This window comes from Achromobacter sp. ACM02, assembly GCF_014851605.1.
GTDB classification, from domain to species: domain Bacteria; phylum Pseudomonadota; class Gammaproteobacteria; order Burkholderiales; family Burkholderiaceae_B; genus Achromobacter; species Achromobacter aegrifaciens.
The window spans coordinates 67,943-87,624 of sequence record NZ_JACUZY010000005.1 but is presented as its reverse complement, the minus strand read 5'-3'; the positions used below and the strand labels follow the sequence as shown (position 1 = coordinate 87,624).

Sequence of the window (19,682 nt, the reverse complement as noted above, 5' to 3'; positions counted from 1 at the left end):
TCGCGCGAGGGATCGCGCGGCGCCAGAACCTCCACCCGCTTTCCATGCGCAGTTGTGCCATGGCCGCCGTGGTAGAGTCGTTCGTCCTTCCTGTCGCACCCCATCACCTCGCCAAGCGTCACACCATTGCGGGCCGCCCAGGCAGCAGGCCGACCCGCAAGGCGCGCATGGCAAACCCTTTGCGGAGCGGAGCATGAACACCCAGACCCCGGCCATCATTCCGGCGCGTACCGCCTTGCTGGTCATGCACTACCAGACCGACATCATGGAACTGTTTCCGTCGGTCGCCCCCGCCTTGCTCAGCAACACGCGGCAACTCTGCGACGCCGCGCGGCGCGCCGGCGTCAGCGTCTATTTCGCCAAGATCCATTTCAGCCCTGGCTATCCTGAAGTCAGCCCCTTGAACAAGAACGGGCAGGGCATCAAGCAACTGGGCCGCTTCGTCCACGACCGCATCTCGCCGGAACTCGACCGCCGCGAAGACGAGCCCATCATCATCGCCCACCGCGCCAGCGTGTTCTTCGGCACCGACCTGCAAGTGCGGCTTTCCGCGCAGAGCATAGACACGCTGATCATGGCCGGCGTCGCGTCCACCGGCGTGATGCTGTCATCGATTGCGCATGCCAGCGACGCGGACTACCGCCTGCTGACGGTCAAGGACTGCTGCTACGACCCGGACCCGATCGTGCATGAGCATTTGTTTGCGACGGCGTTTGAATCGCGCACCACCGTGCTGTCGCTGGACGATGCCTTGTCCTTGCTGGGCTAGCGGACTGCTGGAAGAATACCTGCCTCCATGACCCCGACGGGTTCACCCTCGCTGCCCATCATGTCTTTCCAAACGATTCCTGCAGAACCTTACGCACCGCGCCGCATGGCGTTCATCGAACAATGGCGCGAAGACGGCCTGGCCATCAAGGCCTACGCGATACAACGCAATCCCGATCCAGCCGTTGCGCTGCTGTCCGCTGAAGTGGCCGCAGCCGCGCGCAAGACCGCAATGGCCGCGTTGCGAGACGCCGCCAGCGATCCGCGCGCCACGGGCTTGGGCTTCTGCATCGTGCACGTGGGCGAAGAAGCGGTCTGGCTGCTGGCTGACTGGTGGATATCCGGCGGCATCCTGTGCCAACAGATGTACTCCGCGCCGCTGGATCGGCCCGAACAGTTTCAACCCGTGCAGGGACCGTTCATTGCCTGCGTGTGGGAGCTGGAAGTGACCGCGCATGAGCGCGGCGCGTGGATGCGGCATGCGCTGCGAGAGACGCCGGATATCAGCGCGTATTTGGCGGACGTGCTGCTTGCGGGCAGCTATTGAGACTGCCTCAAGCAGCGCGGCGCTTACTTCCTGAGATAGGACTTCTTTCCGCTATCGGTGTAGCAGAACGTTCCGCCCCGCGGCCCGGTGCAGTATTGGCCATCACGGCAGCTGCATGCGCCATTCGAGCCGGAAGCCGAGGGCTTGGAAACAAGTGGCTGTGCGCTGGAATCCGGACTTGAGCACACGCGTTTCGATGCGCTGATCGAACCGTCGCGACACAAGAACTGTTCTCCGACGCAACGTTCCACGCCGCCCTTCTTTCCGGAGCAAGGATAGTTCGCCGAATGGGCCGTCGCGGCAAACAGCAAGGCCGCCAACAACAGACCAAGACGCATCGTCATTTCCATTGCAAGTAGGCAAGAACAGCGGCGGGAGCGGACCGCGATCAGCCCGTGCAACGGCCTTCGGCCGCCAGGTTCACTTCGGACTTGGAGATCACCCGCTGACCTTCCTCTTCCGTTACCTGCTCCACGCCGGCGCCACCCACAAATACGCCCATTTTGATGAATTGGCGCACGAAGTAATTCTTGCCCGCCTCCATCATCACCATCAGGTCGTTCGGCGAAAACTCCGACTCGGTGGAGACTTTGTGCTGCTCGTTGCCGGCGACCTGCGTGTAGAAGAACACGCGGTCGGCGGTTTCACCCAGGCACTTGCCGTTGACGTACACGTCCTTCTTCAACGCCTTGCCCACAAAGCTATCCCGGTAGACATACAGGCCGGACTTTCCTTCGTCCGGCGCCGGGAACGATTTGGCCTGCTTGTTTTGTTCCGCTGGCGCCATCGGCACATTGGCGCATCCCGCGACCGTCATTACGCAAGCGGCAGCGGCCGCCAACTTCAACATCTTTTTATTCATGTGATTCATCTTCTTCAGCTTAGTTATCTGCCGCTTCCTGCCCTCCGCAGGGGAACGGGTAAATGTATCCAAGAGATTCTAATAATGTCACATGAATACCAAATAAGCTATCTGACAGTAGGAAATGCTGCTGTTCCGGGATTAGAAATGGCAGACTATGACTCCCCGGCGACATCGCAGCCTGACATCTCCTCGTCCATGAACAAAACCGAAGGCGCTACCTTCCTGATGGCGTATGACAAGGGCAACTCGCACTTCAGCGATCTGCACTTCCACGACTGCACCTTCGACAACGGCGCCCTTTCCATGGTCAAGACCCCACAGCGCATGTCGCGCGTGCAGAACGTGCGCGTTTCCAAATGCCGCGCGGTCAACTCGATGATCCACCCCTGCATGTTTGAAGACGTGCTGATCGAGGACTTGTCCACCAACCCCATCCTGCTGGTGTGGGCCTCGTTCTTTCGCCGGGTCAAACTGGCGGGCAAGATCGGCAAGCTCAATCTAAACCTGACGCCCACCGCGTTCTGCAAGGACGAGCGCATCCTCGATCAGTTCGCAACCGCGCGCGCCGCCTTCTACGCCGAGACGGATTGGGCCTTGGATATCAGCGAAGCCAAGCTGTTGGGCCTGCGCTGCGAAGGCGTGCCGCTGCACCTGATCCGGCGCGATCCGCAGACGCAGGTCATCGTGGACAAGCAGGGGCGTTATCCGGGGTATGACGCGCTGGGAGCGGATTTCGTCCAGGCGTTCCCGGGCATCGCCAGCGTGCTGCATGGCTTTGATAGCTCGCCCGCCCGGTCCATGCTGCTGACCGCCTCGCTGGCCGCGCCCAAGGCGCGACGGGACGAGGAAAAGGGCGCGATCGCGGAACTCAGGACCTTGGGGTTCGTGGAAGAAGGTTCGGCGTAGTTCTGCGCGCAAGCCCGCCGGTGCGGGCGCTACCGAAAATACGGCGCAAGCCAGAACCACGCCGCAAGACTTATCCCCAGCCATAGCGCCACGATCATCACCGCGCCCGCCACACTACGCGGCTTCTTGCCCTGCGACTGCATCCAGGCGTCCGCCTGAACCCTGCATTCCTGCAGCACGTCGGCCGGCAACAGCTTGATGGCCAGCCAGATCAGGCCGGGCAACAACAGCACGTCGTCGATGTAACCCAGCACGGGGATGAAGTCGGGGATCAGGTCGATGGGGCTGAGCGCGTATGCCACAACGAATACACCGAGCGCCTTGGCGTACCAGGGCGTGCGGGCGTGCTTGCCGGCAAACCATAGCGTCAGGCCATCGCGCTTGATGCGCTTGGCCCAGGCTTTCAGGCGGTCGCTGAGGGTCATGCGGAAAGCGGGTGCTCGCACCCAATAGCCGTGAATGGACGTAGTCTGACACACCTTTTCCGCTCATACGGCGCGCTGCTTCAGGGCTTGCGGTCGATGACAATCCGATTGCCATCCCGGCTGCACGTCAACGTATCCCGATACGCCGTGCACAGCTTGTCCACCAGCGCGGACCAGCAGGCGCCGCTGACCGGTTGAGAGATCACCACGGTCTCGGCTCCTCCCTTCAACAGGATATCGGCGCTGGAGTTCCGGCGTAACCCTTCGGCGATGGAACCGAGTGTGCGAGGCGCCCCTGAGAATTCTTCCGCGTTGGCGGGGAACCTGTTGTTCAACTGCCAGTAAAGCCCTCCAACCAAGGCGATGGAGAGAAGTATCAAGAACACGCCGGCAGGCCCTTTCAAACCATATTTGTCGATGGTCGTTTCCACCTCATGCTTGGTGTTTGGCGTAGGGGAGGGTCTGGGTCGAAGCAACAAGTAGATCCCCAGCACGAACAAGATCAGGGCCACCACGACGGCAACAAGCAGCACGGCCCAATCCAATCCGGGAAGTTCTCGCATGCAGGTGAGATCCATGGCCGATCACCTCTTCGCATCAGAGAAGAAAAGCACCAGCAATTGCGACGCTTGCTTGTAGTCCATCAGCACATAGCCTCGCCCGATCTCAAACTGAAAGCCTTCCGTCCACGTCACCGAAAGCGGCGGCCTTTTTCCTTGGAATACTTCCGCTATGACGTTGCTGTATTTCCTGGAGAAAACAACGATCTCGTTGTCGATCTGTTTGACGGGCAACTCCGCGATGACGACGGCCTGTCGAAACAAGCTGCCTCGCGCCAGGACCGGCAGGGCGCTCTCGATAAAACCGCTCTCGCTCAAGGCCGACGTGTCTCCCGACTGCGCAAACGCCAGATAGCGGGGGAAGATCTGCGCCGCGGATTGCAACTGCGCTTGGTACGCGTCCTGTCCAAGGATGGAAGTAAGAACCGCCGGATTGGCCCCGATACCCGAGAAGCCGTATTCGCACTTGCGTCCGCCGGCATAGCGCTGGACGGTGCAGGTCCCGTTGACGCTATAGGCCTCGTATTGCCCGGATGAGAAGCGGCATTCGCAGTATTTCGCCGGCGCAAGCGGCGCGGTGGTTGGAACGTTCTGGCCGGTGCCTTGCGCTTGGGCTGTGGCGCCCAGCGCGATGAACGAAGCTCCAATGGCAGCCAGAGCATGCTGGATGAATCGAGAGTGTGGCATGGGTACACCTCGCTTTATTCAACCACCTGAACGGGATAGTGAAGCTTGCCGCACATTTAATAACGATCCCGCGCGGTCTGAACGAGGATTAATCCATCAGGAGAGATCCAAAATGGGCTCTGCCGGTGGAGCGGGTGACGATGAAGTCTCCATCCCCTTTGGCTTTCCCGAACCCATCATGCCATAATTGATAACGATTCCCATTTATTCACAGCACAAGCCGTGGACTCAACGCGTGACACCTGCTTTTCCACCATCTACAAGAGCGACCATCCCTGGCTGGAGCGCCGCCTCCAGAACGGCCTGCGCAATCGCGAGGATGCCGAGGATGTCGCAGGCGAGACCTTCACCCAGTTGCTCTGCCTTCCTGCGCTGGAGCAATTGAATGAACCCCGCGCGATGCTCATCACCATCGCGCGGCGCATCACATGGCGGCTGTGGCGCCGGCGTGAACTCGAGCAAGCGTGGCTGGAGATGCTGCGCCTGCAGCCGGAACCCCTGGAGCCCTCGGCCGAAGAGCGGGTACAGACCCTGCAGTCCTTGCAGGCGCTCGACACGGCGCTGGACGGTCTTTCTTCCAAGGCCAGGATGGCTTTTCTCTACAGCCAGCTCGACGGCATGACGCATGTGGAAATCGCCGCACGGCTGAAGGTTTCTCCCACCATGGTGCGCAAGTACATCGTCCAGGCCCTGCGCCGCTGCTGCGAGGTGTTTGGCGTATGACGCCCCTGGATATACGCAGCCGCGAAGCGGCTATCGAATGGCAGGTCTGTCTGTCCAGCGGTCAGGCCAGCGATGCCGACCGCAAGGCCTTCGACCGGTGGTTGGCCGAAAGCCCGAGCCACGGCGCGGCCTGGCAGCGGCTGAACTCGGCATTGGACGGCACGCTGCATCGCCTGCGGCCCGGACTGCTGGCCGACGGCAACCCGCTGCGGCGTTCGCTGGTCGGGCCGCAACTCGCGCAGCGCCGCAGGCTGGGCAAGCTCGTCCTGGCGGGCGGGACCGTGCTGCTCGGCGCCGGTGTCGCGGACCGCTATGTGCCGCTGCGGCATCTGACGGCGGGCTATGTGACCCACACCGGTGAACGCCGGCGCGTGGCCTTGCCTGACGGCAACATGATGGAACTGGACGCGCGCAGCGCCGCAACGCTGGACGGGCAGCACGGCGTACACGTGTCTTCTGGTGCCGCCATCTTTGAGGTGGCGGCAGGCCAGGGGCTGCAAGTACGTCTGCCCCATGGCGAAGTCCGCCTCGCCCAAGGCCGCGCCATGGTGCGCTGCGCGTCCGAACGCAGCTTCTGCCTGGCACTGCGCGGAGCGGCGGAGGTCTCCACACTTGCAGGTATCCGCCGGCAATTGGCGCCTGGCCAGAGCGTCTGGTTCGACGCGCAGCAGATCGATGCGGTGCAGGACAACCAAGAGTACGCCGCCGCCTGGAGCAACGGCGAGCTTGAAGTCCATGACGAACCCTTGCAGACCGTGGTCGATGCCCTGGCCCGGTATCGACCGGGTTGGCTGCGGGCCTCACCCCAGGCGTCCCGCCTGCGCGTCACCGGCCTGTTCCCGCTGGACGATAGCGACCGCGCCCTGGCGGCGCTCACGCATACCCTGCCCATCCGGCTGCAACGGCTGAGCAGTTGGTACGTCATGATCGACCTCGCCTGAAAATTTTTTCTGCGCCAGGTGTTTTTTTGCCGGCGCCGATGCACATACATGGAACGCGTGCTCACGCATCCACGGAGTGTTCCATGCTTTCCCTCAGGTTTCCGGCTGCCTGCGTCATCGCAGCCGCCGCCAGCACCGCCCATGCCCAGGCGCTGCGCCAGTATGATTTGCCCGCGGGCCAGCTGGATGTCGCGCTGACACAGATCGCGCGCATCGCGGGCGCGGTCATCTCGTTTCGCGCCGAACTGGTAGCAGGCAAATCCGCGCCGGCCATCTCCGGCCGGTTGACCGTCGACGAAGCCACCGCGCGCGCGCTGACCGGAAGCGGGCTGGAACTCCGGCGTACACCGGACGGCAGCCTGACCGTGGCGCCATCAGGCACCACGACACTCTCGCCGGTGACCGTCGAGGCGGCCACGCTGGGTGTGACCGAGGGCACGCATTCATACACCACGCCGGTGATGGCCACGGCCACCAAGTTCGCGCTTTCGCCGCGCGAGACGCCGCAATCGGTCAGCGTGGTGACCCGCCAGCAGATCGAGGACCGAGGCTTCCAGTCGCTGGACGATGTGGCCCGCGACACCACCGGCCTGACCACGCGCCAGATTGGCGGCGGCGAGCGCACGCAGTTCTTCTCACGCGGATTCGAGATCAGTTCGTTCCTGGCCGACGGCGTGCCGCTGGCCTACGACTACGACACCCAGGGCGTGGCGACGCTGGCCATGTACGATCACATCGAAGTGCTACGCGGCGCGGCCGGCATGATGACCGGCGCAGGCAATCCCTCGGGCACCATCAATCTGGTGCGCAAGCGCGCGACGGCGGTGCCGCAGTTTTCGGTGACCGCCAGCGCCGGCAGCTGGGACAACTATCGCGGCGAAGTCGACGGGTCGGGCGCATTGAACGAAAGCGGCACCCTGCGCGCACGCGGCGTCGTGGCCTATCAGGACTCGGATACCTTCAAGAAAGCCTACGAGCATCAGCGCCAGCTCTATTACGGCACCATCGAAGCCGACCTCACGGCAAACACCACGCTCAGCATCGGCGGCTACTACAACCGCGAAGACAATCCCGGCGCGGATTGGAACGGCCTGCCGACCCGCCGCGATGGCAGCTTCTACGACTTCAAGCGGTCGACCCGCCTGTCGCCGGATTGGGCCTATTGGAACAAGGAAAACACCAGCTTCTTCGCCGAACTCGATCATCGCTTCGACAACGGCTGGTCCGGCAAGCTGACTGCCCGCACGCTGCGCGCCAGGATGAACATGCTGGGCAGCTACCTCTATCCCCTGGAGAACTCGACGTTCTTCGGACAAGGCTTGGGCCAGTACAACTACGACAAGACCCAGTACAGCGTCGACGGCTACCTGAGCGGCCCGTTCACGCTGCTGGGGCGCACGCATGAACTGGTGCTGGGCGGCAGCTTCATGAAGAACAAGGACGACGACGGTCCTGGCGGATGGCCGCTAGGCTATGACATGACGGTCGATCCCGAACACTGGGACTCCAGCGCCGTCGAAAAGCCCGCATTCATCTACCCCTGGTCGCGCAAAGGATTCCAGCGTCAGATGAGCGGCTATGCCACTACCCGCCTGAGCCTCGCGGACCCGCTGACGCTGATGCTGGGCGCCAGGCTGGACTGGTATGAATACGACATGACGCTGAAGTCCGGCGACTACGTCAGCCCGCCCGCGGCCTACAAGGTCAACCACGAACTGACACCGTACGCGGGCCTGATCTACGACCTGGACCGCCACCATTCCGTCTACACCAGCTGGACCAGCGTTTTCCAGCCGCAAAACTACCAATCAGCCAGCGGCGCACCGCTGGATCCCGTCATCGGCACCAATCTGGAAGCAGGGATCAAGGGCGAGTACTTCGACGGCCGCCTCAACGCCAGCGCGGCGGTATTCCAGATCCGCCAACGCAACCGTCCGGTCGCCCTGACCACGTCCGCGTGCGGCCCAGGGGTGATCGAATGCTATGCGCCATCCGGCAAGGTGGAAAGCCGAGGCGTCGAATTCGAAGTGGCAGGCGCAATCACGCCGGGCTGGCAGGTGTCCGCCGGCTATACCTACAACCAATCCAAGTATCTGGAGGATTCGGGCAACCTCCGGGCTGGCGCAGCGTATGACACGCAAACCCCGCGCCATCTGTTCAAGCTCTCGACCATGTACACCCTGCCTGGCTCCTTGAATGCCTGGCGCGTGGGCGGGGCAATGCGCGTGCAAAGCGCGATCAGCTTGCCCGCCTACAACGTGCGCCAACCCGGCTACAGCATATGGGATGCCGTGGTGGCTTATCGGGCCAGCCCGAATCTGGATCTGCGGCTGAACGTCTACAACCTGTTCGACAAGTACTACTACCAAGCGATTGGCAGCAACCAGGACAACAACCACTTCGGCGCGCCGCGGTCGTTTTTGTTGACGGCGAAGTACACGTTTTAAGGTTGGGGCGTGGCTGGGAGAATCGTTCGTAGAAAGAATTTCGGACTACACTTTCCGGGGCAATTTCACAGCCTGACACCTTGCCTCGGACTCTCTGCCTGCCCGGCCTTGACCCACGGCATCCGGCTTGAAGAACACGACAACTGCGAGACGACACATGCGTGCTTTAAAAGCGGCTTTCCTGCTGGCGATACTGTACCTCGGCGTCGCTGTCTCGGCGCAGGCCGAACAAGGTTGCCCGGACGGCTTTATGCCCAACGCCGCCGGCACGCCGGGCCAGCAGTGCGTGCCGATCCCAGGCCTGTCGCGGCCACAAGGCGGCACCGGCGCGCAAACCGCGCCTGACCAACCGCGCTGGACCACCCGCTGGGGCGCAATCGCATACGACCCGCCCTCGGGCTCCGTCGGCATCGCCGCCGACAAGACCAGCAAGGTCAAGGCCGAACAGGCCGCGCTGGAGCATTGCGCGTCCAAGGGCGGCAAGGGTTGCAAGACCAACATCACCTACTACAACCAATGCGTGGCGGTGGTGTACGGCCCTTCCCCCAAAGGCGAGGGCGTCTTGATGAATTCCGCCAGCGCCGAGACCAAGGAACAGGCAGAAGCATTGGGCATGGAAACGTGCAATAAAGCCACGCAGACCTCCTGCAAGACCTTCTATACGGGCTGCAGCTACCCGGTGCGGTTTCAATAACGCGCGGGCTTCAACTACCGACCCATGACGTGACACGGGATGACCACGGGCCTGCGCAGCTGACGGCACTCGCAAGACCGGAATACGCTGCACAGAGTAGACTGGCCGCCTGTCCATCCGTATCGAGTCCTACTCCATGCTAGTCAAAGCCCTACGTGTCGGCCTGGGTCAAATCATCGTATTGGGCGACGCCCTCACGCGCCCGCGGCCGCAACAGCGCTCCGCGCAAGGCCAGGCCACGGTCAACACCGAAGCGGCCAAGCTGTCGCTCTACCAATTCCACGCCTGCCCGTTCTGCGTCAAGACGCGGCGCGCCATCCACAAGCTCAACGCGCCCATCGCGCTGCGCGACGCCAAGGGCGATCCCGAAGCGCGCGCGCAACTGCAGGCAGGCGGCGGCAAAGTGAAGGTGCCGTGCCTGCGCATCGACGACGCCGCGGGCACGCGCTGGATGTACGAGTCCAGCGACATCATCGCCTACCTCGAACAACGCTTCGCCAACGTAGCCTGACAAGGGTTCATGGGCATGATGCGCCTGGCTCGCCTGTTCCTCATCGCCTTGGCCACCGCGAGCACGCTGGCCGGCTGCGATGCCGCGCTGGAGCCCGCGCCGCCCGGGTCGAAACTCAACGCTGAAGCCATCGCCACGCGCGACACGCCTCCGGAGCATCAGTTCAAGGGCGTGCTGGCCGGGAAGCCCGTGCATCTGCTGATGCATAAATGCAAGGTGTACATGGTCGAGCCGGCCGAAGGTGAAAACCTGAAGTGGACGCTGGTGCTGGAAGGCGACCTGTATCCGCTGCCGACCAGCTGCATCCGTCAATCGCTGACCGAGAGCAAGGGCGTGGTGACCGCGTTCATCGGGCGGCAGGCGTTTGGGGCGGGCGGGTGTTGCACGGGGACGCCGGAGTATCGGTCCAGGGATGGGGTGAATTGGAAGCCGCGCTGAGCGCAGCGATATCAGGCCGCCAGCACCCTTTGCAGAAATCCCCGCATCAGCGCAGCCACCTCGTCCAGATGCGTCTCCAACAACCAATGACCGCCACCCTCCAACAGGTGCAGTTCAGCATCCGGCAAATCCCGCAGATAGGCGCGGGCTGAGGCTTCCGGCATGTAGTGATCCTGCGGCCCCCATACGATCAGCGTAGGCGGCTGGTGATCCCTCAGATACTGCCGGTGCTCCGCAAACCATGCACGGTTCGGCTTCAGCCCGGCAATCAAATCGATAGCGACCTCCTTGCGGCGCGGCGTCATCAGCGACCAATGCAGCTTCCATAGATCCGGGGAAATGCGGTCGACAACCTTCGGCCCGACATGGTTCAGGAATTCCTCCTGGAAGCTTGCTTCAGTAATGCTGTCGCCTATGGCGTGGCGCATCTCCGCGGGCGACAACGCCCAGGTGGCTTCGATGTCCGCATACTTGGGCCCCAAGGCATCCTCGTAGGGAACGTCGCCATTCTGGATGATCAGCGCCGTCACCCGATGAGGCGCACGGATCGCCAGCCGCGCCCCGATGGGCGAGCCGAAGTCGTGCAGGTAGAGCGCATAGCGGTCCAGGCCCAGCGCCAGGGCAAAGCGATCCAGAAAGGCCGCATAGCCGTCGAAGCTGTAATCGAAGTCCTCGGGCGTGGCGCTGTAGCCGGCGCCGGGATAGTCGGGCGCGATCAGGCGCCAGCGATCGGCCAGGCGAGGCATCAGGTTGCGGAACTCGTAGGAAGAACAGGGGTAGCCGTGAGGCAGCAGGAGGGCAGACGCGTCGGAAGGGCCCGCGATGCGGTAGAAGGTGTCGATGTTGTCGACGGGGATGCGGCGGTGCTCGACAGGGGCGGTCATGGGAGGCTCCTTGGGTTGCGGACGACGGGTGGGTGTAGATGGCCGTCAGTCGTCAGCAACCACAGTGCCTGGGCATGGTTCGCCCCAGGGGGAATGTCCCGAGGCAAACGCGTCCGGCCCTGCGCGTGACGCCGTAAGCGCCTCTGCCCAATCTTGGTTTTCCGGATTATGGGAAAGTCGTCGGGAATGAAGGCGTCAGGCTACGATTTCACAACATACGGTTGACCAGCCAATCGTCCGCTACGCCGTATCCCAAAAGGAAAGCCGCAGATGGCAAATGACGACCGCAGTCTGATCATTCCCAGAAGAACGCCCGAATCAGCGGCCATGACGGCCAACATCAAACGCGCGATGACGATCACCGCCGCCCTCAACCGCCTGACCTTCAACGACGCTGCGGAAGTCCGCGCCTTGTTCAGCGAACTGATAGGTAAGACGGTCGATGAGAGCTTCCTATTGATTCCGCCGTTCTATACGACCGGCGGCCCCGACATCAGCGTCGGGCGCAATGTCTTCGTCAATCAGAACTGCACGTTCTATGACCTGGGTGGGTTGAGCATTGCAGATGATGTGATGATCGGGCCGAACGTCAGTCTCATCACGTCTGGACATCCCATCGAACCTTCGCGGCGGCGCGACTTCGTCACTGCGAAGCCCATTGTGATCGAGAGGAATGTCTGGATTGCGGCGGGTGCGACCGTAATTGGTGGCGTGACTGTGGGCGAGAACTCGGTGGTCGCGGCGGGTTCGGTGGTCACCAAAGATGTGCCTGCGAATACGCTGGTGGGTGGGAATCCGGCCAGGGTGATTCGGTCGATTGCTGAATAGGGCGGGCGCGTAAGCGCCGCACCTCTGGTCGCTAAGTTTGACTACTGGATCGACGACGGCGCGCCGTGCGTGACGTCCCCGAGATCCGCATCCACTTCGCAAAAGCGCGCCTGCGTCAGCATGGCATCGGTCAAGGTGCCCAGGTGATCGCACAAGCCTTCCACTCCACCCATCAACGCCGCCACCGTCCAGGCGTCCAACGGCTGCCCGCCGGTTGCGTCGGGCTCGGATGCGCTGTTGCCGACCATGCGGGCAATGGCCTCGATGGCGTGGCGGGCGCGGTCTATGTGGTGGAGATGGGAGAGGGGGACTGGGCCGAGTTCGGGGTCGGACTCGACGGACCAAGGGCTTTGGGTGAGGGGGTGGGATTGCATGGACTTCCTCCGACGATATGGGAAATCCCGCTGCCCCACTTCCAAATGAGGCGGGCGGGCACAGGACAAGGTTGGAAGACCGGATCGTCGGAACCGGCGTGCGGCTAGCGCACCCCTGCCAAGGCCCGCCCATTGGGACGTGCGAAGGCGTGCGGACGGGAGGTCCGCACCGACGAATTTACCGGCTTCCATTCCGGGCTACCGGTGGTTGCGGTAGCGAAGGAAGTATACGGCGATGGCAACCATCCTTCTTTGAGTAGCAGGATAATTTGGACACAGGAGTCACGGAGATGTCGTCGCTCTTCGCCCACGACCACGCTTCAGAGGCCTAGACAAAGGGGCAACGGGGACCTATCAGTAGACCCGTATCTCCCCTTTCTCAACAACCCAGAGTCCCAAAGCGTTAAGTATCGGTTGCACTACCAACTCATATACTGCAATGGCCACCAGCTGGGCCAGTTCAGCCTGCGTACTATTTACAGACGCTCCCTGATGGATAATTTTATTACGCAGCATTTGTTGCTGCGTGCATTCGTCTAGCAGCGGCTTCACCGCAAGCGGGCGACGGACGGTAGCAATTTCTAAGTCAACCAGATCAACGAATAATTTCTTTAGTAGATTTACGTATCGATCAAATCCGGACTGTCCCAGCGCTTGTTGAACGATTACCTCGGCCAACCCCTCGTTGTGAACCAGTCCGTGCACTACCGGCTTTAGTAGGGTAGCCTTAAGAAGAATCTCAACCGCTGTGACGAAAAACACCACGGCAGCGCTGTAATGGCCATTGGATCGAAGCTTCCTTCCTTCTTGAATGGCATCAACTGCCGGCCTCATAACCCATGGATTTGCGATGTAAAAGGACTGAAGCCGACTTGTAGTGAACTCGGTGATCGCCCGGGCCTTGTGATCTGGGTATAGCTCACGGGAAATTTGCTCGTACATTTGATCGCGAGCGTCATCGTATTCATCATTCATTTCTTTGAGTCGGAGAGAGCTTTAAAGGAATAGAATGCGCGATAGAAGGTGCGAGAATTTCTATTCTATGAATATTTTCGACTAAATAATGGTGTCAGACTACAGTTTTTCCGGCCATATGCAGCGAAATTGGTGCCTGACACAATTACTTCATCCCAGTACAGATACACAGCAGGCAGCGGTTTGGAGAAGGCCCCGCCAACAGCATCGTTCTGCGGTCATATACTTCATCTTCGCGAATTCTCTCGGAGCCTTAGGTAGCGAGCGTCCTGTAAGAGGGTTGGATCAGCACGCACGATTTCCTCTAGACACTGACTTAGCTCCTGCTGAGTCCATTGTTGATTGGCCACCACCGCATTTAGCAACATCAACGTATCGAGGGGGAACCGTGTGCACAAGCCAGATTCCTTCAGCAGATGTACAACATAGTGCGGACTTCCTATCGGCTGCAACCAATCCCGTACCGCAGTCAGAGCCGCCGGGAATTCGCCTCGTGCTGCGATGGCGACTCGGGCCAAAGACTCGCCGATTCGCGGGGTAGCCAAGTCACGAGACTTCGGCCAGATCTGTTGCCAAAATGGTTGCACCCGGTTTTTCCAATACTGCTCACGCTGGTCACCCGCTCCTTCAAGCGCCTGGAAGAGCGCTTGAGCGGAGCTCTCCAAACCTTCTTGCGGGAGCGTAATAATCGCCGACCGAAGCTCATCAATGGTGTAGCCCTCAATTCGGTTTAATGCTACGTAGGTCAGAAATGCCGCGAACTGGTGGCGGTGCTCACCAAGATCGGCATAGTGGCTCGCGCACTCCAAGAATTCAGACTTTAAGGTCATTAGCAGAGGCTGATATAAACGGGGAGACCATAAAAATCCCTCCCACGCCGACCGTGCTTCAGCCAGATTTCTCCAATTAAAGAGCGGCAGGAGATACTGTTCGGTCCAAGGGCGATCCACACGAAAAAATGCAATTAATCGCGAGCCCAGCAATACCCGACCATGACGAAATCGATCCACTTGCATGTCGCAAAGCGCAGTGAACATGGGTTTGATATTGGCTGGCAATAGGTCATTGTCCTCCGGATCCTGTTGAAACCAGAGATTGATTAGAGCCTGCGTTACATGCCCGACGGGGTGGTTAATTGCCTCCGTGACCGGTTGACCAAGTGGCTCACCGTTGCGCCTCATTCCCAGGTCTGCATCAATCGACAGCCCCAGTATGCGGTGACATAGGTCCAGTAGTATTCTTTCGTGCCGATTTATAGACTTGGATGCTACATTCATCCACCACGTCACACTGTGCATAGTCTCCTGAAGAATGGCATCGGGCATGGTTAGCACCACTGGTGCCGCGTATCGCCATGAGCGCAACACCATGTCTTCTTCGGCCCAAACCTGCAGAGCCTCGCGCCACCGACTCGCGGGCCACTTGCCATCACCTGCCAGATTGCGTAGTGCAAACAAACTGTGAAAGAAGCGCGTGCGGCAAACGTCACGCCAAGTATCCTCGTACCGTGGCCGCTGCCCGGGCATTGGTTGTATAAGCCATTGCTCTAACTCCTGCCGCTTGCGAGGCGCAATAGTGACATCCCGGTTGTCCTCGTAATCCGGATCCCCTGTGCCGCTCATCCAGTGCGAAAATTCGTCACGTTCATTGGAAGCCAATCGCCATTGCGGATTGGCATTTGATATTTCCTCTAAGCGTGCTGCAGCCAGTGCTCCGAGAGTGAGACCCGATTCGCTCAGCTTTGATAGATGCAACCAGACAGAGTGGACTACCAAGCTATTCCATTGATCTTCCTCTAGATCATTTCGGAACATCTCCCGCAGCGGCCCCTCTAAAATGGCCGCTTCCAGGCGTTCTTTTGCGATTCCTGTCAGTTGCGCCCCTTGCAGAACGAGCAATCTAAATACCTCACGCGCGGTATCCGTAGACCACAACCACCACGCGCCTTCAGCTAGTAGCCAATTCACCCATTGATCGGCTGGAAGGCAACCATCCTGGCTGGCGGCAAATAAGGCCAGACGTTTAAAGGTGGAATACGGTAGCTCGAACCAACTCTGTGCAATTCGCGTCGCACGTGCATTGTTATTTGCACGAACTGCTAGCCATGAATCGCGCAACAATTCGATCAGGACTACCCAGTCGCGGAATCCTCGGTTCTGCCAGTGAGGCGTAATGGAGGGCAGATCCCAGTGCGACCGGTCGCTACGATCATCAGCCTCCCCCAGCTCGCGCAATAGATCTAGCGCATCACGCAATAGCTGTTGAACATCTTCCAGTAAAAGCGGCAGGACCGATGTCCTGTGCGTATCGACCAGGTCTCGCAGGGCCGAACTAGCATGATCGGCGGCCAGCACCAGTTCCCAATCCACCAGCTGCTTGATCCGTGTCGGCTCTTCATCATTTGAACCGTCATCGTCCCAGCGAAATGGCATCTTCAGGTCAATTTGAGGGGCTAGCAGGTCGCGTAACTCCATGCGCAATGCAGTTGTTAGCCCTTCTCGATTCAACACTCCCATCCAGCGATAGAGGTCAGAATTATTCTGAGCCGATCTCACTCGACCACTTAGTAGCAAGCGCCAGAGCTTTCGCATCAAGATGTTGGGGATAGCCATAGGTGCGTGCGAGCGGATCTCCTCGAGCTCTGCAAGCTTACCGCCCTGTTCCAGGGAACCATAACGGTCCAATTCGTGTTCAATAAGCCAATGCCAGCGGTTGTGGATTTGACCTCCGCATTGTGCAACCCAGAGGATAAGTTGTGGATCTCCCAGATGGCGTGTAAGCCAACGAGCCAAATGAAACATCGAATCGTCCCACTGGCTGTTTGTCAGACCGCCAGAAACCAGGAGCATTAATGGCGCACGGTCGTAAGAAGTAGGCCGGCGGACAAGACTAAAGCGTAGCTTGGCGTCAACGGCCTCACGAGCAGGCACATCAAAGCGTGCTAGGTCGCTGTGCCCAAAATCTTCTCGCGAAAACGCCGCTGATAGCCAGTCTAGGGACGGGACGGGGTTGAAATCGGCAAACCGCTTAGCTGGCAGTCCCGTCTTGTCGGATAAAGCCCACAAGACTCGGCCAACGAAATTGTCTTGCTTCGTACTATGCTGCGGTTGAGTTAAAGCATGCTTGACAACAATAGCCTCTTTACCACCCACCCCATCGCGGTAGGTCTCCGCCCATGAGCGCAAAGTAAGGTGTAACGCTGAATGGTCACGACTGCCAGTGGGTACTTCGTAGAGTATGGGCGTTACTCCCTTTGCCTCCCACTCTATGGTCTTGCGTTGCTCGTTCCCAGGCGCGCAATCGCCCAATGCCCATGCTTGCGGCGTAACTTCGCCTAGCATCCGGTCGGCGGCAAGCGCGTCCATCATGTAACGCAGCACAGGGTCGTTGATGCTGTACCCCACGAAGCAAACCACGTAATTGCGGAACAGCTCGCTTACAAACCGAGCAGCCCAGCGCTCCGTCAGATAAGCCAAGCCAAAATCGCCGCTAGTGACCACCAGACGGTTCAGAGTCGTATCTTCCGCCCGTTCTGGCAGCATGCCGTGCAGGTAGACCAGCCCATTCCATCGACTGTTCTTAGGGATAGGCAGCATTGGAGCCGCGTAAGCTTGAAAAGTTTGGCCAGTACGTTTTGCCGCCACGTGAAAAACACGGTCGAAGTTTGTAGTAACCAATCGCAGCGCACCCTCACGGCTGCGCGCCAGTCGTAGTAACGCAGCATGTGTATCGGTAGCTCCTTTGCGGCGAATATTTGGTTTCAGAGCTTGCGCTAACTTGCTTCGAACAGCTATTCGTTGGCCGGGAAGACGCCGCTCCAGCAAATCAAGCGTGGCATCGAACTGTCCGATCGCGAAAGCCTCTTGCTCGATATCTGAATCCGAAGGCTTGGTGCCGTTCAACTCGTAAATTTTCTCCACCAAACCCTTAAAGCCAGGCAGACCGGCGGGATAGGAAATGCCCGCTCCACAGAAAAAAACTACACGCCCTTCTTCATGTGCTTGCAAAAGAGCGTCAGGAATGTCCGGACCATTTGATATGAACTGCATATTCTCTCTGTGATTGGCGGAAGTTATAAAACTAAAATTCCAGACTGCGCCTCGCCGCTGGACTTTTTAAATAATAGCGTCAGATTACAATTCCGCATCATATCGCCGGCGAAGTTGTTGTCCGGAACCATTATTTACTCGGCGCATTCTTCAAAACTCTTCCATGACAGCCGACCAGCGCTAAGAGATTTGCAGCTTTCCCAAACGATGTCGCAACCAGCATCGCGCAAAAATAACGGTGTCAAAATAACGGTATCAGACTACAATTTCGCTACCTAGACGCTGCGATGTGCAATATTCCTGTGAATTCAAAGGTTATATTTCATAATTACCACCTTGCAAGATTTTGAGGAAGGAACGACATTTGAGCTCTACGTGCTCGAAAAATTGCACCCTGCAATCGAACAAGATGATGGCGCCTGCATTGACCTTCGTGGAGGCGCAACGACCGCGACCGTCAATCTCACTCTTAGCGATAACTTGTGTGCAAGCGCGGTAAATCAACTAATAGACGAACTAGCACCTTTGCTGTTTGGAGCCGCTTGGAAGATTCTGGATCTTCTTCTGGAGTTTGCATTGAACCGCACTGGTGTTCGCTCTACACGCCGTGATTGGTCAATCACCGAAAAGCAGCAACATGCCCTGGACGCAAGCGGCGACTCTTAATAATGGTGTCAGACTACAATTTTCCGCCAGCTCGCTAAATGCTTGGCTCATGGGCGGAACGATGCACGCATAGCGCTCAGCTTGCCCGCATACAACGTGCTCCACCACCGCTACAGCAATTGGGACGCCGTCGTGGCGTATAAAATAATGGTATCAGACTACAATTTCGTAGCATATAGCCGGCAAAATTGTAGTCTGACGCCATTATTGATATTTACAAATTACGGACCGATGTCTACAAAGACCCGAGGTGATGAGAGTATCCATAATTGAGAGCCTTGATTTTCTTAGAATAGGTATCGGCAAGATCCGGCAATTGCTCTTTGTCAAAATCCTTTATTTGTGCAATTTTTAACATTTCGAGCAACCTCTCCGAATCAATTAGACTCAGCTTAATCCCTTGCAACTCCGCTTTTTGACATACTGACTTTGCCCCGGCAGTGAAGCCCGACGTCGTCACAAACATTCCCTGCGGAAGACCATGCAAAACCAGCGCACCAACGAAAGAACGTAGCTGCTCAATTTCGATGACGCCACGATAACGCTTCACTTGAACCCCAAACGCTTCGCCCGACCCATCGATTCCGATTACGTCCAACCCACCGTCGTTCGAGCGGCTCGTTATTTGCACATCGAGCCTGTAAGACTTCAAGATGCTCGTCACGATTTTTTCAAATTGGTATGGCTCTATTGAAAAGCGGTCGCTATATCTGGCACAAAGATAGTTCCTTAGCTCCTCAACCGGGCTATCAATCGGCGATGGCAACACTGAAGTGAGCGCTCCGGCAGCCCACTGGTACGCAGAATACCCCTTAGCAGGCGTCTCATATTGAAGCTCTCGGATAATGCACCACCATCCGCAAACAGGGCAGCAATGAAAGGCCGTCCCGACGACTTCAGGTACCGACATAATGGGGCGATGCAATAAAAAAGAGCTATCCACATAGATTGCGTTCTGCCTAACTTGCAGACCATGCTCTTTTCGAATCGCGTCTTCGTTCAAGTCCCATAAATTATCAGCCGGGCAGGAGAGCATATCCGCATTACAAAATATGCACTCTGGCCGGGGAAAGAGAATTTCGGCGGCCTGTGTAGTTGCCAGGTGATGCCACATAGCTTTTCGACACCTCGAGAAAATATGGTGTCAGACTACAATTTACCCAGAGAAATTGCAGCCTGGCACCATATTTTTCCAACCGCCACGGCTAAATCGCGTCGCGCTATCGCGACAGTCAGACGAACGTCGTGCCGGGCGCGACCCCTGCGGTCGCGCACGGCCGGAAGACGTTGGTACAGCCGCCTTCTCCGGGATGATTGAATCTCCAATCAGCTCAAAATCAGACCATTTGAGCTCATTTAAGCCCAAAACCGGCTTATCCAATGAGCTGATTACT

Annotated in this window: 20 protein-coding genes; 11 read left to right on the top strand and 9 right to left on the bottom strand. The window is 58.9% G+C overall.

What is annotated here, in order from left to right; all coding sequences use genetic code 11:
* The first annotated feature begins 193 nt into the window (after positions 1-193).
* A complete protein-coding gene (locus IB258_RS16345) occupies positions 194-769 on the top strand; it encodes an isochorismatase family cysteine hydrolase (protein ID WP_192330669.1) in 576 nt (191 codons plus the stop codon).
* A 60-nt stretch (positions 770-829) separates the two neighbouring features.
* Complete coding sequence (locus tag IB258_RS16340) at positions 830-1,315, top strand: hypothetical protein (protein ID WP_225590424.1); 486 nt, start codon at positions 830-832, stop codon at positions 1,313-1,315.
* 388 nt (positions 1,316-1,703) lie between these two features.
* On the opposite strand, the gene IB258_RS16335 is transcribed toward IB258_RS16340, so the two are convergent.
* Positions 1,704-2,249, bottom strand: a complete 546-nt coding sequence (locus tag IB258_RS16335) for a DUF2846 domain-containing protein (RefSeq protein WP_225590423.1) — start codon at positions 2,247-2,249, stop codon at positions 1,704-1,706.
* A gap of 126 nt (positions 2,250-2,375) precedes the next feature.
* Here IB258_RS16335 and IB258_RS16330 point away from each other — a divergent pair, with 126 nt between their 5' ends.
* On the top strand, positions 2,376-3,086 hold the full coding sequence (locus tag IB258_RS16330; RefSeq protein WP_192352900.1) for a hypothetical protein: 711 nt from the start codon (positions 2,376-2,378) through the stop codon (positions 3,084-3,086).
* Between the two features lie 29 nt (positions 3,087-3,115).
* Here IB258_RS16330 and IB258_RS16325 read toward each other — a convergent pair whose 3' ends face one another.
* The 3 genes from IB258_RS16325 to IB258_RS16315 form a co-directional block, all read right to left on the bottom strand.
* Positions 3,116-3,511: a YkvA family protein gene (locus IB258_RS16325; protein ID WP_192330673.1), complete on the bottom strand. Its 396-nt coding sequence runs from the start codon at positions 3,509-3,511 to the stop codon at positions 3,116-3,118.
* An 80-nt stretch (positions 3,512-3,591) separates the two neighbouring features.
* Positions 3,592-4,089, bottom strand: a complete 498-nt coding sequence (locus IB258_RS16320; RefSeq protein WP_125471036.1) for a hypothetical protein — start codon at positions 4,087-4,089, stop codon at positions 3,592-3,594.
* A 6-nt stretch (positions 4,090-4,095) separates the two neighbouring features.
* A complete protein-coding gene (locus IB258_RS16315; RefSeq protein WP_175163057.1) occupies positions 4,096-4,758 on the bottom strand; it encodes a hypothetical protein in 663 nt (220 codons plus the stop codon).
* A gap of 222 nt (positions 4,759-4,980) precedes the next feature.
* Between IB258_RS16315 and IB258_RS16310 the strand changes: the two genes are divergently transcribed.
* From IB258_RS16310 to IB258_RS16285, 6 genes are all read left to right on the top strand, one after another.
* Positions 4,981-5,481 (top strand): sigma-70 family RNA polymerase sigma factor, encoded by a 501-nt coding sequence (locus IB258_RS16310; protein WP_054455669.1) that lies wholly within the window; start codon positions 4,981-4,983, stop codon positions 5,479-5,481.
* Positions 5,478-6,422, top strand: coding sequence for a DUF4880 domain-containing protein (locus IB258_RS16305; protein WP_192352899.1), 945 nt, complete (start codon positions 5,478-5,480; stop codon positions 6,420-6,422). The genes IB258_RS16310 and IB258_RS16305 overlap by 4 nt, the downstream gene beginning before the upstream one ends.
* Positions 6,423-6,505: 83 nt before the next feature.
* A complete protein-coding gene (locus tag IB258_RS16300) occupies positions 6,506-8,869 on the top strand; it encodes a TonB-dependent receptor (RefSeq protein WP_192352898.1) in 2,364 nt (787 codons plus the stop codon).
* A gap of 157 nt (positions 8,870-9,026) precedes the next feature.
* Positions 9,027-9,563 (top strand): DUF4189 domain-containing protein, encoded by a 537-nt coding sequence (locus tag IB258_RS16295; protein WP_119449818.1) that lies wholly within the window; start codon positions 9,027-9,029, stop codon positions 9,561-9,563.
* Between the two features lie 136 nt (positions 9,564-9,699).
* On the top strand, positions 9,700-10,074 hold the full coding sequence (locus IB258_RS16290) for a glutaredoxin (protein ID WP_013390852.1): 375 nt from the start codon (positions 9,700-9,702) through the stop codon (positions 10,072-10,074).
* A 15-nt stretch (positions 10,075-10,089) separates the two neighbouring features.
* Positions 10,090-10,512 carry a hypothetical protein gene (locus IB258_RS16285; protein WP_119449926.1) on the top strand — a complete coding sequence of 141 codons (423 nt, stop codon included), beginning with the start codon at positions 10,090-10,092 and terminating at the stop codon, positions 10,510-10,512.
* 11 nt (positions 10,513-10,523) lie between these two features.
* On the opposite strand, the gene IB258_RS16280 is transcribed toward IB258_RS16285, so the two are convergent.
* Positions 10,524-11,396, bottom strand: a complete 873-nt coding sequence (locus tag IB258_RS16280; protein ID WP_192352897.1) for an alpha/beta fold hydrolase — start codon at positions 11,394-11,396, stop codon at positions 10,524-10,526.
* A gap of 270 nt (positions 11,397-11,666) precedes the next feature.
* Between IB258_RS16280 and IB258_RS16275 the strand changes: the two genes are divergently transcribed.
* Positions 11,667-12,224 (top strand): sugar O-acetyltransferase, encoded by a 558-nt coding sequence (locus IB258_RS16275; RefSeq protein WP_059376551.1) that lies wholly within the window; start codon positions 11,667-11,669, stop codon positions 12,222-12,224.
* A gap of 41 nt (positions 12,225-12,265) precedes the next feature.
* On the opposite strand, the gene IB258_RS16270 is transcribed toward IB258_RS16275, so the two are convergent.
* The 3 genes from IB258_RS16270 to dsr1 all read right to left on the bottom strand — a co-directional run bounded on the left by IB258_RS16270 (position 12,266) and on the right by dsr1 (position 17,622).
* Positions 12,266-12,598, bottom strand: a complete 333-nt coding sequence (locus IB258_RS16270) for a hypothetical protein (protein ID WP_192352896.1) — start codon at positions 12,596-12,598, stop codon at positions 12,266-12,268.
* Positions 12,599-12,952: 354 nt separating this feature from the next.
* Complete coding sequence (locus IB258_RS16265; RefSeq protein ID WP_192352895.1) at positions 12,953-13,573, bottom strand: hypothetical protein; 621 nt, start codon at positions 13,571-13,573, stop codon at positions 12,953-12,955.
* Between the two features lie 227 nt (positions 13,574-13,800).
* Complete coding sequence (gene dsr1, locus IB258_RS16260; protein WP_192352894.1) at positions 13,801-17,622, bottom strand: anti-phage defense-associated sirtuin Dsr1; 3,822 nt, start codon at positions 17,620-17,622, stop codon at positions 13,801-13,803.
* 336 nt (positions 17,623-17,958) lie between these two features.
* On the opposite strand from dsr1, the gene IB258_RS16255 reads away from it, so the two are divergent.
* Positions 17,959-18,288 (top strand): hypothetical protein, encoded by a 330-nt coding sequence (locus IB258_RS16255; RefSeq protein WP_192352893.1) that lies wholly within the window; start codon positions 17,959-17,961, stop codon positions 18,286-18,288.
* 235 nt (positions 18,289-18,523) lie between these two features.
* Here the strand turns inward: IB258_RS16255 and IB258_RS16250 are convergent, their stop codons facing one another.
* A complete protein-coding gene (locus IB258_RS16250) occupies positions 18,524-19,402 on the bottom strand; it encodes a restriction endonuclease (RefSeq protein WP_192352892.1) in 879 nt (292 codons plus the stop codon).
* Between the last annotated feature and the right edge of the window lie 280 nt (positions 19,403-19,682).

Excerpts from the sequence above, each read along its gene's own strand:
- IB258_RS16345 (WP_192330669.1), top strand. The coding sequence starts at position 194 with ATGAACACCCAGACCCCGGCCATCATTCCGGCGCGTACCGCCTTGCTG.
- IB258_RS16340 (WP_225590424.1), top strand. The coding sequence starts at position 830 with ATGTCTTTCCAAACGATTCCTGCAGAACCTTACGCACCGCGCCGCATG.
- IB258_RS16330 (WP_192352900.1), top strand. The coding sequence starts at position 2,376 with ATGAACAAAACCGAAGGCGCTACCTTCCTGATGGCGTATGACAAGGGC.
- IB258_RS16325 (WP_192330673.1), bottom strand. The coding sequence starts at position 3,511 with ATGACCCTCAGCGACCGCCTGAAAGCCTGGGCCAAGCGCATCAAGCGC.
- IB258_RS16320 (WP_125471036.1), bottom strand. The coding sequence starts at position 4,089 with ATGGATCTCACCTGCATGCGAGAACTTCCCGGATTGGATTGGGCCGTG.
- IB258_RS16315 (WP_175163057.1), bottom strand. The coding sequence starts at position 4,758 with ATGCCACACTCTCGATTCATCCAGCATGCTCTGGCTGCCATTGGAGCT.
- IB258_RS16305 (WP_192352899.1), top strand. The coding sequence starts at position 5,478 with ATGACGCCCCTGGATATACGCAGCCGCGAAGCGGCTATCGAATGGCAG.
- IB258_RS16300 (WP_192352898.1), top strand. The coding sequence starts at position 6,506 with ATGCTTTCCCTCAGGTTTCCGGCTGCCTGCGTCATCGCAGCCGCCGCC.
- IB258_RS16295 (WP_119449818.1), top strand. The coding sequence starts at position 9,027 with ATGCGTGCTTTAAAAGCGGCTTTCCTGCTGGCGATACTGTACCTCGGC.
- IB258_RS16290 (WP_013390852.1), top strand. The coding sequence starts at position 9,700 with ATGCTAGTCAAAGCCCTACGTGTCGGCCTGGGTCAAATCATCGTATTG.
- IB258_RS16285 (WP_119449926.1), top strand. The coding sequence starts at position 10,090 with ATGATGCGCCTGGCTCGCCTGTTCCTCATCGCCTTGGCCACCGCGAGC.
- IB258_RS16280 (WP_192352897.1), bottom strand. The coding sequence starts at position 11,396 with ATGACCGCCCCTGTCGAGCACCGCCGCATCCCCGTCGACAACATCGAC.
- IB258_RS16275 (WP_059376551.1), top strand. The coding sequence starts at position 11,667 with ATGGCAAATGACGACCGCAGTCTGATCATTCCCAGAAGAACGCCCGAA.
- IB258_RS16270 (WP_192352896.1), bottom strand. The coding sequence starts at position 12,598 with ATGCAATCCCACCCCCTCACCCAAAGCCCTTGGTCCGTCGAGTCCGAC.
- IB258_RS16265 (WP_192352895.1), bottom strand. The coding sequence starts at position 13,573 with ATGAATGATGAATACGATGACGCTCGCGATCAAATGTACGAGCAAATT.
- dsr1 (WP_192352894.1), bottom strand. The coding sequence starts at position 17,622 with ATGCAGTTCATATCAAATGGTCCGGACATTCCTGACGCTCTTTTGCAA.
- IB258_RS16250 (WP_192352892.1), bottom strand. The coding sequence starts at position 19,402 with ATGTGGCATCACCTGGCAACTACACAGGCCGCCGAAATTCTCTTTCCC.